This window comes from uncultured Psychrobacter sp. (genome assembly GCF_947488565.1).
In the GTDB taxonomy this organism is placed as follows: Bacteria; Pseudomonadota; Gammaproteobacteria; order Pseudomonadales; family Moraxellaceae; genus Psychrobacter; species Psychrobacter saeujeotis.
In genome coordinates, this window is the sequence record NZ_CANKZC010000001.1 from 625,958 (window position 1) to 638,714 (window position 12,757).

Sequence of the window (12,757 nt, forward strand, 5' to 3'; positions counted from 1 at the left end):
AAAGTTATTAATAGTCAATAAATGCAAAAAGACCGTAATATTAATTACGGTCTTTTTTTATGTTTCTCTTCTACTTAGCTAAGCCTACTTATTCTCTTTGATACTACTGTGATGACCGTAGCTTATATTTTTTCTTCTTACTTCATGTTCTCATTTTTCAAACCCATACGTTATTTACATTTATTAACCGATTGTTGCGCTTATGGTGAATAACTATGACCAATGTTTGTCTATACTGACTGTGATGTCTGTAAGTAGTACAGAGCGAACAGTACAGAACAAACCTATATAGATAGTAGACTTAACTATCAATAAAAACGTTCAATAACCGAATAAAATGGAGAAAACAATGAAAAAGACGATGCTCGCAAGTGTTTTATTATGTGGTTCAGCGTTAGCAATGACAGGTTGCCAAACAGTACAAGATCAGCTCCAAACAGGTAATCCGTTTAGTCAACCTGCTCTAAAATCAACGATTAAAACGGTTGATGGTAATAAGGAAGTTGGTCAGGTGTTCTTGCGCCCTGTTGATGGCGGTGTACAGGTTTACGGTAAGCTTATGAATATGACACCAGGTAAAACAGTAGCGCTACATATTCACGAAACTGGTAGCTGTGCTGATATGGGTAAAGCAGCAGGTGGTCATTTTAATCCTGATAACTTCCCCCACTCTAACCCAGATGATATGAACGGTCATGCAGGTGATTTGCCTAACTTAACCGCCAACGAAGATGGTGTTGCCACTATCAACTATGTGAACAAGCAAATTTCAGCAGCTCAAACAGGTAAATACAGTGTCAATCGCCGTGCCTTTATCGTTCATGCTGGCGCTGATGACTATACCAGTCAACCAGCAGGTAACGCTGGCGACCGTATTGCTTGCGGTATCATCGAAAAGAGATAATAACGTTTAGCTCAACTCTTATCGATAATAAAAAACCTCTTAGGATGCTAAGAGGTTTTTTTATGGATAATTAAGATCGTAAGGGATAGTTGAATCCAAATAAATCAGATACATGGCTATCAAGTCGCTCAATGAAAAGTTATTTTTCTTGCGTGCTGTGCCTACTCCGACAGATGCTGCGAAAAACAACTTTCCATCTCACTGTATCGTTTTTATATCAGATTGACTATAGTTTGGGTTATTAACTACTCCTCAACCCACTCGCCTTTACGCCAATATACACCCCAACGCGTGGCTTTGCCGTTTTTCTCAGAGCCGATATACTGCTCTTTTTTCTTACGTGACCAGCGTAAAATCGTTGGATTACCATCAGGATCTTCATCTGGCCCTTCAAACAAATATTGGAACTTATCTTCCATTTTATCTTTGACTGCGCGTAGCTCAGCAAGCTTTGGCGCACGTGTCTCGCGTACTTTTGGGAACTTAGATGCTGCTAAGAACATCCCAGCCGCCCCCTCTCGCAAAATGAAATAATCATCATGCTTGGTTGATTTGAGCTCCGGCATATGAATTGGATCCATACGCGGTGGTGCCGCTTCTCCCGTTTTGAGCACTTTACGCGTGTTATCACATTTTTGACAAGCAAAGTAAGGACCAAAACGCCCCGTCTTTAATTCCATCTGCCCATCACACTTATTACAATCAATGGTTGGCGCATCTGAGCCTGGTACTTCAAACTTACCTTCTTCTAAGATATAACCGTCGCAGTCGGGGTTGTTACCACAAACATGAAGTTTTAGGCCACCATCAACGATATAACCGTTCATGGCTGTACCACATTTCGGACAGCGCTTTTTTTCCATCAAATCTTTGACTTCGGCCGCCTCATCGTCCCCTTCCGCGTCATCGAGATTGGCAAAAGCCTCAACTGGCATTAAATTTTTTGTACCTTTACAGCGCTCTTTTGGCGGTAAGTTGTAGCCAGTACACCCTAAAAACACACCCGTTGAGCCAGTACGTAGTTGCATCGGACGATCACAGATATCACAGTGTACGTCCGGCACATCCGTCGGATCATTAGGACGCATACCATCTTTATCTTTGGCATGTTCAAGTTTGGTCTTAAAGTCACCATAGAAGTTGTCTAACACATCTTTCCAGTCTTGATCGCCTTCTGCGACATGGTCAAGTTTATCTTCTAATGCTGCGGTAAAGGTATAATCCATCAAGTCTGGGAAGCTTGCTGTCAATCTGTCGGTGACGATATCACCCATCTTTTCGGCAAATAAGCGCTTATTTTCTAATTTGACGTAACCGCGATCTTGAATGGTTGAGATAATTGAGGCATAAGTCGATGGGCGTCCGATACCTTTTTTCTCAAGCTCTTTAACGAGACTTGCTTCAGTATAGCGCGGTGGTGGCTTGGTGAAATGCTGACTTGGATCAAGCTTATCCAAGATGAGCTGATCGCCTTTTTTAACATCAGGTAACAAAGTATCGTCAGTTTTGGCTGGGGGCATTACTTTAGTATAACCATCAAAGGTCATGGTGCGACCACGAGCCTTTAGCTCGACATCACTGGCACCAACGAATAGGTTTACTGACAAATATTTTGCTGGCGGCATCTGACAAGCGACAAACTGACGCCAAATCAGCTCATACAAACGTATGGCATCGCGCTCCACACCTTTTAACTGAGTAGATTTCATGTTGACGTTAGAGGGACGAACCGCCTCATGCGCTTCTTGTGCACCCTGTTTGTTACCATAAAAGTTTGGCTTTTCTGGTACATACTTTGCGCCATAGTTATCTTCGATATAGCCACGTGCAGCAGCTAATGCGTCACCAGACAAGAAGGTCGAATCCGTACGCATATAGGTGATATGACCCGCTTCGTATAAACGCTGGGCCAAAATCATGGTTTTTTTAACTGAAAACCCTAAGCGGGTGCTAGCAGCTTGCTGCAAGGTCGAGGTAATAAACGGCGCACTCGGACGTGATTGTGTTGGCTTTTCTTCACGCTCTTTGACGATAAAGTCGCTTGATTTTAATACCTCTAAGACTTTGTCAGTCTGCTCTTTATTGACAAGCTTAAGCGTCTTACCACCTTGCTTGGTCGCCTCTAAGCGCAAAGCAGTTTGCTCAGCGTCTGCAGGTTTTTTGGCAGTACTATTGGTAACGTGAGTATCAGCATGAATTTGCCAATATTCTTCTGGTATAAAAGCGCGAATTTCGTGCTCGCGTTCAACGACCAAGCGCATAGCAACCGACTGCACGCGTCCTGCAGACAGGCCACGAGCGACCTTTTGCCATAGCAGCGGCGACACCATAAAGCCGACGACCCGATCTAAAAAGCGCCGCGCCTGCTGGGCGTTGACGCGATCGATATCAAGCTTCGATGGTTCTTTAAACGCATTTTGAATAGCGGACTTGGTAATTTCATTAAAAACCACACGCTGATACTTACTATCAGGGCCACCGATGACTTCTTTTAGATGCCAAGCGATTGCTTCCCCTTCTCTATCCATATCCGTTGCCAGATAGATTTTATCGGCGTCTTTGGCCAGAGCTTTTAGCTCTTTGATGACTTTGGTCTTGTTCGGCAGTACTTCATAGACTGCTGCCCAATCATGCTCTGGATCAACACCCATACGGCGTACTAGAGCTTGCTGCGCCTTTTCTTCTTTGCTGAGCGTTTCATCTTTTTTGGCCGTCGCTGCTTTTTTGGCACTCTTACTGGCACTGACAGGCAAGTCACGGACATGACCAATACTTGAGCGAACAATAAAACTATCGCCAAGATATTTATTGATGGTTTTGGCCTTGGCTGGTGATTCGACAATAACTAAAGACTTACCTTTCGGTTTATCAGCAGTAGTTGCCTTCTTTTTAGTTGTAGTTTTTGCCATATGTGACGACACCATAATATAAGTAGATTAAAAATAAGGATAAATTCAGCAGCATGGCAATTTTATTGACTAATGATAATAGTTCAGCGTTTTATTGTAGTAATAGCTGCCATTAAAAATGTTTACTTAACAAACAATAACCATAAAACAAAAATGCGGTTATAAAGACGTTACACTGCTAATAGTGAAACTGTCAACTTTAAATAATTTAGAGTTTGCCAAAAACGTCTGCTCAATATCCCTTAATGGAGATGAAAAAACCCTTTACCAGCTTCATGACCGTTTTATATGATTATGGCTGTTTTCGCATGGTTAAGGCCCACTTTTCAAGGTTTTCTTTGAGTGCAAGTAAGTCAGTTTCAATCATTTTTGATTGGTAATTAGGATTGGTCAATGGACGAACATAAGCGATATCTTCCCAATATATAACAATGCTGTTAGATTTAGTCAGCAGACCTTTTACAAATGGCTCGATACTAACAGGCAAATCCAGCGGCGCTTTATCTAGAGCAAAATTGGATTTTTTGAGTACCGTATTGTTACTAGCTTGATGATTACGAATCACACTTGGAATCGTAAGCTTACTATCATCTGTACTCGTATCGATAAAATTGCTGTCTGGTCGCCATTGGCCATCAATAACTTGATAACGCATATGCGGCAGCTGCGTATCCTCTAACACAAGGCAGTACTGACCAAGCATCCCGCGACCATACTCATTGTCACGACCTTTGATCCAATCAGGACAAGCCACAAGCTTTGGATGAAGCTGTAGACGACGCGCTGTCATACGCAGCTTATCTAAACGCTGATCAATACCGTTTGGTTTAAGCGCCATCATACTCCCTAATACAAATAGTACAATGACGACTGCGATCCATAGCCCCATGAAAAACTTGCCTTATCGTTTGGTTAATAAGCATCTATTAACGTTATAAATGATACTTGTTTGCTAGCTATCGTTATCAGATATGGCCAACTCTTTTTTATGCACTATATATTAAGCCAATATGCTATGAGCCAATAAAGAGACACTCTCAAGATGCTGTGTGCAGACTAATATCGCGGCCTTATACTCAAAATTCAAGCACAAGCTTCTGCTCTTTATCAGTAAAAGGCAAACAAACACTTCTATATCAATTACTTAAAAAGAGATAATAATTCAACTCGATAACAAGATATAAAAGCCATTCGTATAAAAAATGCTATGATAAACCATAATTTTAAACGCGCGCAGGTTTATTATGAAATATCTTCTTAAACAACACTCATCGGCTGCTGCTTTTGGCGGCAAAATAAACGAAATACGAATCAATAAATCGGGTATAGCGTTGGGGCTGATGGGCGCGGCTGTACTCGCCTTATCAGGCTGTGCCACGACGAAAACCCTCACGCCGCAGCAGTGCCAAGCCAGCAATTGGCAAGAAGTCGGCTATGCAGATGGTATCCGCGGCCGCTCAGGGGCTTATTTCGGTCACTATACCAATCAATGTGCAAGCGTTGGCGGCGCTACACCTAACCGTATCCAATGGGAACAGGGACGCCAGCAAGGTCTCAAAAATTATTGTACCGAGCTGAACGCTTATAAGCTTGGCCGCGAGGGCTATGACTGGCAACCTGTCTGCCCGTTAGATAACATCGAAAAGTTAGAGGAAGCTTACTCGCAAGGTCGCTACTACTATATTCGTCAGCGTGACCTTGATTATCTACGTACGCCTTATCCATTCGGCTACGGACCTAGTCACTTTGGCTATGGTTATCGTCCATTTGGCTATGGCTGGTAACCACTACAACGAGCTTTGAACTTTACTGACATTGTTAAATAACATTGACACTTTAAAATCATTCTACAATAAAGAAACCTTACAAGGTTACCCAAGTAAGGCTGGAGAAAAATTTATTATTTTAATTATTCTTCTTATTGTTTTGGTTATATTTTTATTGCTGGGTTTATTGGTTTTTTTGGCAAGCCTATTACTATAAAGGCCAACCTTTCAATACAGCCTATCTATAAAAACTACTCATTGACAAAAGCTATCTTAGACAGACCTGCTTCACTAGCCGTTGCCAATACTTGCGCCACGGTATCGTACTTGCTATCTTTGTCAGCGCGTAGCTGTATTGAAGGCTCTTTACCCTTAGCGCTTTCTTTTTGCAAACGTACCTCTAAAGCCTCTAGACTAATGGCTTTATCATCCCAAAATATTCCCGCATCTTCATCAATACTGATCTGAATCACCTCGGGCGGGGTCTCATTAACTGTGGCACTAGTTTTTGGCAAATCTAGTGGCACTGTGGGATTTAATACCGTCGCCGTCAATAAAAAAATAATCATCAACACTAACATGATATCGATCAGCGGAATAAGGTTCATCTCATTCATACCTTGAACGTCATCATCACCCAGTTGAAACGCCATAATTACCCTCGACATGCTGCTTTTAATTCATTTGATTATTCACACTACCACTTACATCTATTATCTGATCATAACCTTCGTCGGTTTTAACGACCTTATTAGAGGATGGCTACTACCCCTGTGATGGTGCTGAGCTATGATAATGCGCGGCGTGCTGTGCGTCTTTTTTGGCAACTTGCTGATCTTTTGCTAGCTGCGCGGTTGGTACAGTACTTGGACGGCTATTGGCGGCTGCTTGCTTGGCAGACGACGCTAACAAATCATGGGCGCGGTCATTGGCATGATACATAACACGGCGATTGATACGCACTGCAAGGTTATAAAATATTACGGCTGGAATCGCGACAGCAATACCTAAACCCGTCATAATCAGTGCCTCGCCCACAGGCCCTGCTACTTGCGCAAGTCCCGCCTGCCCAGTGTTACCAATGTTATGTAGCGCATGGAAAATACCCCATACCGTACCAAATAGCCCGATAAAGGGCGCAATAGCGGCTATCGTACCTAAAATAGGCAGTCCGCGCTCACTAGCAAAGCGGTAGCGACCGATATATTTGAGTAGCGTCTGTTCTGTGACCGAACGACGAGTGACCGCATCAGACTCTAGTAGATCAGACTGTTTGGAAGCAATCTGCTGACTCAAGTCGTCCGCGACCGTAGCGGCCAATTTGCGACTTTGTAGCACACGGATGATACCCGTCACCCAAGAGACAATAGACAAAATCAATAGCAAAAAGAACAGGGTCTTGGTCACCATATCGCTAATTTGCCAGTAGTGCATAAAGTCCATGTCAGACTCCTTAATGTTTAATACCATTACAGGATAACGCCACTTTTATTACAGCTTTCGTTATCACGAATATTTAAAATAAATATGTTTTAGAATATCTTAGTTAATCGCCAGCGTTAGGGTACAGCGTAGCTGACAGGTAAGGTTACATCGCCTACCACAGGTACGCCGTTTTGTGTAAAGGGCTTAAACTTGCCAGAGCGTACTTGACGCTGCGCCTCTTTATCTACTCTTGGATTGCCTGACGACTTTGCTATTCTCACGCTATCAATGCCGCCTTGCTTATTGACTCTTAATACCAGTACCACGTTAAAGGTATCACCTGAGCGAGCATTACGAGCAGCACGCTCAGGAAAGCTTAACCTCGGTGCAGATGCCCAATCTGCATTACTGGCAGTAAAGCTCACAGGCGTATTGCTTGCTGCAGCTTTCGCTGCCGCCTCGGCAGCTTCTTTAGCCGCTTTTGCTTGTGCTGCCGCTTGTTGAGCAGCTTTTGCTTCAGCTTCTCTAGCAGCTTGTTCTGTGGCCAGCCTCTGAGCCTCTTGCGCAGCTTTATCACGCGCTTCTTGCTCAGCCTTCTGCTGTGCTTGCTCTATTCTACGATGCTCTTCAGCTTGGCGGCGCTCTTTGGCTCTGCGCTGGTCTTCAACCACTTGAGTATCGACTTTAGGCTCAGCTATTGGTGTTTTTGTTTTAATGATGTCAGGCTTTTTTTCTTCTACTTTTTTGGGCGGTGCGACTTCAGGTTTCTGCTCTTTTATGACAGGTTCTTTACGCGGTTTCGGCTGAGCCTTGACGGCTGGTGACGCTTTAGATTTGGGCGGTGTGGCTGGCGGCAAATCAGGAACCACTTCCTCCACCGCTGCCACAGGCTGTTTTTGCGACAATGTTACAAGCTCTATCTCGATAGGCGGTATTTGGTTTTTTGGTGCTACTTTTATGTCAGGTGCTTTCATCCCAATCAAGGCTACAGCAGTCAGCACATGTAGGCCAATGACAGCCGCGACAGCTGTCAGTGTTAATTTGGAGGATGGTGCGTCTAAATTCGTTGAACTCATAACACTCTAATATACATTAACTAAGATATAATGGTGTAGATAATAATGCAAACGATAATTATTATCAATAATAGATTATGATAATTTTATTAAATAATTGCCTGTTAGATGATAAGCAGATGGAAGTTTATAGGTCGTAAATAAGGGGTTTTAGTTTAATAAAATAAAAGAATATTCAATATACGTTAATAAAAACCATTATCGTTTATATTGATAATGAGTCTCAATTAATTTATCATGACCGCTTATCTATGCGCTAAGACTGCTTAATTAGACCAATAACATCAATAAGCCTGTAGATAGTGAATGTATAAATGATAAAAAATACCACCGAGCTTTGTCTTGTGTACCGCCCCATGTAGTTAATCCTGCAAGACAAATTTTTCTTGTTTTAGATGAGTAGTGTCACGACTATTTTTGTACTTAAGACTAACGTTGACGCTTTTAAGACGCTAATCAACATTTTTTTATACACTGCTCATTCAGCTGATATACCGAGTTCCTTATGGCTAACAATAATTTTACGACCGCTACTACTTTATTTAAACGTCCATTATTAGCAACGATGGCAGCAGCACTGTTTGTCAGTATCGGTTTAACTGGCTGCTCGTCACCTGACTCAAATGAGACGGAGATAGACGACACTAAGGTTGAGAATAAAACAGCGGATGCCGCTTCAAACGTCGCTAATAATGATGCCGTGTCTGTCAATGCTATCGATATTGATACAGTAAAAGGGGATGTCAGCCTACCGATTAATCCCTCACCAATAGCGGTCTACGACATGACCCTATTACAAGACTTAGCGGCACTTGATGTCGCAGTCACAGGTATCCCAAGCGGTCTAAAATTAGATAACTTGTACTCCAAAAACCAGCCGGATCCAGAAGAGGTGGGTACGGTATTTGAGCCTGATCTTGAAGCCCTAAACGCCATGCAGCCACAAGCGATTTTGGTCGGCTCACGTATGGCAGAAAAATACAATGAGCTCTCAAGCATCGCGCCCACACTTGATATGACGATCGATACCGCTAATATTTACGAGTCCAGCAAACAGCGCTTGCATGATTTGGGTGCCTTGTTTGGCAAAAGTGATGAGGCGCTCAAGCTGCAGCAAAACATCGATGGGCTGATTGATGAAACCAAAGCTTTGAGTCAAGACAGCGGTACTGGCTTGGTGGTCATGGTCAATGGCAATAAGCTGTCCGCCTATGGCGATAAGTCGCGCTTTGGGTTTGTCCATAGCGTGCTTGGCGTGCCAATGGCAGATAAGCAAATCGAGGATGCGCGTCACGGTCAGCCGATCTCGTTTGAGTACCTGCAAAAAACCAATCCGGACTGGTTGTTTGTCATCGACCGCAGTGCGGCTATCGGTGAAGATGGCGTGGGCGCAAAAGCGGTACTCGATAATCCGCTAGTGGCACAAACCAATGCCTGGTCAAAAGATCAAGTGGTGTACCTAAGCCCAGACTCCTACCTGGCGTTTGGTGGTTATAATCAATGGATGCAAGACTTGACCTCGATTAAGACCGCTTTTAGTAATGCCAAATAACACCTCAAATACTCTAGCGTAGGCTGGGTGCTCCATCCTACAACAGCTTTTAAGCCAGTAGCCGTTATGTCATTATTCCCGAAACGTAATAACAGTAGTGCCTATCATGCGACTCACGGCGCGGCGAGCCTAACAGCGGTCTCATCGTGGCGCTCAGGATATGGTGCTCGCAACCCTACCAGCAAGCGCACCCCGCCGCCTTGGCTCATCAATGGCGGCAGCTTAGTGGTTATGAGTGTATTGGTGTTATTAAGCTTGTCTATTGGGGTGGCTGACTTCTCTTGGTCGGGTATGCTACAAAGCTTGGTGAACCATAGCGCCAATGCAGACAGCTCGCTGATGCTGGTCAGCCGTCTGCCGCGTACCATTGCCATTATTTTGACCGGTATTGCGATGGCGGTCGCGGGTATGATTATTCAAGTGGTGCTCAAAAACCGCTTTGTAGAGCCTTCTATGGTGGGCGCCACCCAAAGCGCCGCATTAGGGCTACTGGTGGTCAGTTTGCTGTTTCCTGCCAGCACCTTGTTGATCAAAATGAGCGTGGCAACCGTGACGGCGCTTATTGGCATGATGGGATTTATGGCGCTGATCCACCGTATTCCTCCGACAGATTTTTTGATGATTCCGCTGATTGGTATTGTTTTTGGCGGTATTATTGAGGCGATTACCACCTTTATTGCCTATCAGACTGAAACGTTACAGATGCTTAGCGTCTGGCAGTTTGGTGATTTCTCAAGCGTATTAGCAGGTCGTTATGAGCTGCTTTGGCTGACGGGCGGCCTCTGCGTCATCGCTTATATTATCGCCGACAAGCTGACCATCGTCGGTTTGGGGGACAATATTGCGCTCAACTTAGGGGTCAGTAAAAAGCAAGTCACTTGGCTTGGGGTTGGCATGGTGGCGATGATGAGTGCGATGGTCGTGGTGACGGTTGGTATGATTCCGTTCATTGGTCTGGTTGTTCCCAATATCGTCAGCCGTATTATGGGGGACAAATTACGGCGTAGCCTGCCTGCGGTCGCGCTACTTGGCGCTTCTGCTGTGCTGCTGTGCGATATCATTGGCCGCTCAATTCGCTATCCGTTTGAAGTGCCTGTCGCCACAGTCTTTGGTGTGGTAGGCACCATCATTTTCTTATGGCTATTATTACGTGCCCCTAGTGACTCTTAAGCATTATTGATCCACCTCTACTTTACTTACCCTTTTTAATAAGACTTGCGTATGTTTTCATCGTCTGCTTCTAACCCTGACAATATGGATAACCAAAGTGTCAATGGCTCAGCCAATGCCGCAGGCAAGTCTTCTGCTAGTAAAGGGTTAGGGGTAACGTTTTGGCAAGCTATCAAGCAGCATCCCAGCCTCGTTGCCACCGTCATTTTATTAGTCTCAGCAGTGCTGTTTTTGACCCTTAACGTCAATGGTCATTGGGATTTTGCCCTACCGTTACGCGGCAAAAAACTGCTGGCGCTCATGGTGGTCGGCTACGCGATTGGGGTATCGACGCTCCTGTTTCAGACGCTAACGCACAATCCGATTTTGACGCCCTCCTTACTGGGCTTTGACTCGCTTTATGTGCTGCTGCAAAGTCTATTGGTGTTTTTTTTAGGGGCGATGAGCTTTGCCAGCATCAATCCTATTGTCAAGTTTACCCTTGAGATCGTTTTGATGTTTGGCGCGTCCTTATTGTTATTTAAGCTGCTATTTTCTAAAAGCAGTCAGGATTTAACGCGCTTGATATTGGTGGGTGTGATCTTTGGCGTACTGTTTCGTAGCTTATCAGCTCTCATTGCACGGCTGATTAATCCCGATGACTTTGTGGTGGTACAGTCGGCAAGTTACGCGCAGTTCAATACGGTCAATCCGCAGCTACTGGGCATCAGTATGATTATCTGCGTGATAAGCGCTCTGTTTGTCTGGCGCTGGCGTTACCAGTGTGATGTATTGATGCTCGGTAAATCACAAGCCATTAACCTTGGTATCAATTATCAACGCTTGGCATTTGGGCTGTTAATCGTTATCGCTGTATTGGTCGCCACCGCCACCGCGCTAGTGGGTCCGGTGACTTTCTTTGGACTGCTGGTCTGCGCCTTGACCAATCGTATTGCCCGTCATATGCATCATAGTGAGCGGCTGATACTCGTCAGTCTGATCGCCATGATTTGCTTGGTACTGGGTCAGACGATATTTGAGCAACTGCTCGGCATGGCTGGCGTATTATCCGTGGTGATTGAGCTTGCTGGCGGCTTGGTATTTTTATTGCTGATATTTATGGCCAATCGTCGCCGCGTGTAGTGGCATCGATAACTGAAACAAAACCGGTAGTAAACACGACTATGATAACAATAAATAACCTCTCGCATCACATCGGCAAGCAGCACATCTTGCACGATATTGACTTATCCTTGCCGCCGTCACAAGTTATCGCCTTAATCGGCCCCAATGGCGCGGGCAAATCTACTCTGTTTTCGGTCATGGCACGCCTGCAACCGCTACAATCAGGGCAAGTGAGTTTTTCGGTAGATAATGAGGCGCGTGATATCGTCAGCTGTGATGCGCGCACGCTTGCCACGACGGTTGCGATGCTCAGCCAAGACAATCAGGTACAAGGCCGCCTGCGAGTGCATGAGCTGTTGATGTTTGGCCGCTATCCCTACCATCAAGGCAAACCTACGACCACAGATGTACAAAAAGTCGCTGAGATTATCGAGCGCTTTGAGCTGGCGCCACTTGCCGATCGGTTTTTATCGACATTATCGGGCGGTCAGCGGCAGCGGGTACTGATTGCGATGATTGTCTGCCAGGATACGCCCTATCTGCTACTTGATGAGCCGCTGAATAATTTAGACATGTACCATGCTGGGCGGCTGATGCGTGAGTTGCGCAAGCTCAGTCAGGTAGAGCAAAAAACGGTGGTGATAGTCTTACATGACATCAATCAAGCGGCGCAATTTGCTGATACGGTGGTCATGATGAAAGAAGGTACCGTGACAGCCGTTGGACGTCCTGCTGATGTCATCACCCAAGAGACGATGAAAGAGCTGTATAACGTCGATGTGACCGTACTCAATCATCAAGGCCGCCCCGTGATTGTGGATACGGTTTAATATAGGAATGCACAAAACTAA

Annotated in this window: 11 protein-coding genes; 6 read left to right on the forward strand and 5 right to left on the reverse strand. The window is 44.7% G+C overall.

What is annotated here, in order from left to right; genetic code table 11:
* Positions 1–349: 349 nt before the first annotated feature.
* Positions 350–904 (forward strand): superoxide dismutase family protein, encoded by a 555-nt coding sequence (locus Q0890_RS02445; RefSeq protein WP_299217139.1) that lies wholly within the window; start codon positions 350–352, stop codon positions 902–904.
* A 245-nt stretch (positions 905–1,149) separates the two neighbouring features.
* Here Q0890_RS02445 and topA read toward each other — a convergent pair whose 3' ends face one another.
* Both topA and Q0890_RS02455 read right to left on the reverse strand, forming a co-directional pair.
* Complete coding sequence (gene topA, locus Q0890_RS02450) at positions 1,150–3,828, reverse strand: type I DNA topoisomerase (RefSeq protein WP_299217142.1); 2,679 nt, start codon at positions 3,826–3,828, stop codon at positions 1,150–1,152.
* A gap of 277 nt (positions 3,829–4,105) precedes the next feature.
* Complete coding sequence (locus Q0890_RS02455) at positions 4,106–4,702, reverse strand: hypothetical protein (RefSeq protein WP_299217145.1); 597 nt, start codon at positions 4,700–4,702, stop codon at positions 4,106–4,108.
* A 355-nt stretch (positions 4,703–5,057) separates the two neighbouring features.
* On the opposite strand from Q0890_RS02455, the gene Q0890_RS02460 reads away from it, so the two are divergent.
* A complete protein-coding gene (locus Q0890_RS02460) occupies positions 5,058–5,597 on the forward strand; it encodes a DUF2799 domain-containing protein (RefSeq protein ID WP_299217148.1) in 540 nt (179 codons plus the stop codon).
* Between the two features lie 233 nt (positions 5,598–5,830).
* On the opposite strand, the gene Q0890_RS02465 is transcribed toward Q0890_RS02460, so the two are convergent.
* The 3 genes from Q0890_RS02465 to Q0890_RS02475 all read right to left on the reverse strand — a co-directional run bounded on the left by Q0890_RS02465 (position 5,831) and on the right by Q0890_RS02475 (position 8,080).
* On the reverse strand, positions 5,831–6,232 hold the full coding sequence (locus Q0890_RS02465; protein ID WP_299217150.1) for a biopolymer transporter ExbD: 402 nt from the start codon (positions 6,230–6,232) through the stop codon (positions 5,831–5,833).
* 112 nt (positions 6,233–6,344) lie between these two features.
* Positions 6,345–7,022, reverse strand: a complete 678-nt coding sequence (locus Q0890_RS02470; protein WP_299217153.1) for a MotA/TolQ/ExbB proton channel family protein — start codon at positions 7,020–7,022, stop codon at positions 6,345–6,347.
* A gap of 116 nt (positions 7,023–7,138) precedes the next feature.
* Positions 7,139–8,080: an energy transducer TonB gene (locus Q0890_RS02475; protein WP_299217156.1), complete on the reverse strand. Its 942-nt coding sequence runs from the start codon at positions 8,078–8,080 to the stop codon at positions 7,139–7,141.
* A gap of 505 nt (positions 8,081–8,585) precedes the next feature.
* Here Q0890_RS02475 and Q0890_RS02480 point away from each other — a divergent pair.
* The 4 genes from Q0890_RS02480 to Q0890_RS02495 all read left to right on the forward strand — a co-directional run bounded on the left by Q0890_RS02480 (position 8,586) and on the right by Q0890_RS02495 (position 12,736).
* Positions 8,586–9,632, forward strand: a complete 1,047-nt coding sequence (locus Q0890_RS02480) for a siderophore ABC transporter substrate-binding protein (RefSeq protein ID WP_299217159.1) — start codon at positions 8,586–8,588, stop codon at positions 9,630–9,632.
* Between the two features lie 66 nt (positions 9,633–9,698).
* The gene (locus tag Q0890_RS02485; protein ID WP_299217162.1) at positions 9,699–10,802 is read left to right on the forward strand and encodes an iron chelate uptake ABC transporter family permease subunit; all 1,104 of its coding nucleotides are present in this window, start codon (positions 9,699–9,701) and stop codon (positions 10,800–10,802) included.
* 51 nt (positions 10,803–10,853) lie between these two features.
* A complete protein-coding gene (locus Q0890_RS02490) occupies positions 10,854–11,924 on the forward strand; it encodes an iron chelate uptake ABC transporter family permease subunit (RefSeq protein ID WP_299217165.1) in 1,071 nt (356 codons plus the stop codon).
* Positions 11,925–11,965: 41 nt separating this feature from the next.
* Positions 11,966–12,736 (forward strand): ATP-binding cassette domain-containing protein, encoded by a 771-nt coding sequence (locus Q0890_RS02495; RefSeq protein ID WP_299217168.1) that lies wholly within the window; start codon positions 11,966–11,968, stop codon positions 12,734–12,736.
* The last annotated feature ends 21 nt before the right edge of the window (positions 12,737–12,757 follow it).

Bases quoted from the DNA above. Each gene is read 5' to 3' on its own strand.
- Q0890_RS02445 (WP_299217139.1), top strand. From the start codon at position 350: ATGAAAAAGACGATGCTCGCAAGTGTTTTATTATGTGGTTCAGCGTTA.
- topA (WP_299217142.1), bottom strand. From the start codon at position 3,828: ATGGTGTCGTCACATATGGCAAAAACTACAACTAAAAAGAAGGCAACT.
- Q0890_RS02455 (WP_299217145.1), bottom strand. From the start codon at position 4,702: ATGGGGCTATGGATCGCAGTCGTCATTGTACTATTTGTATTAGGGAGT.
- Q0890_RS02460 (WP_299217148.1), top strand. From the start codon at position 5,058: ATGAAATATCTTCTTAAACAACACTCATCGGCTGCTGCTTTTGGCGGC.
- Q0890_RS02465 (WP_299217150.1), bottom strand. From the start codon at position 6,232: ATGGCGTTTCAACTGGGTGATGATGACGTTCAAGGTATGAATGAGATG.
- Q0890_RS02470 (WP_299217153.1), bottom strand. From the start codon at position 7,022: ATGGACTTTATGCACTACTGGCAAATTAGCGATATGGTGACCAAGACC.
- Q0890_RS02475 (WP_299217156.1), bottom strand. From the start codon at position 8,080: ATGAGTTCAACGAATTTAGACGCACCATCCTCCAAATTAACACTGACA.
- Q0890_RS02480 (WP_299217159.1), top strand. From the start codon at position 8,586: ATGGCTAACAATAATTTTACGACCGCTACTACTTTATTTAAACGTCCA.
- Q0890_RS02485 (WP_299217162.1), top strand. From the start codon at position 9,699: ATGTCATTATTCCCGAAACGTAATAACAGTAGTGCCTATCATGCGACT.
- Q0890_RS02490 (WP_299217165.1), top strand. From the start codon at position 10,854: ATGTTTTCATCGTCTGCTTCTAACCCTGACAATATGGATAACCAAAGT.
- Q0890_RS02495 (WP_299217168.1), top strand. From the start codon at position 11,966: ATGATAACAATAAATAACCTCTCGCATCACATCGGCAAGCAGCACATC.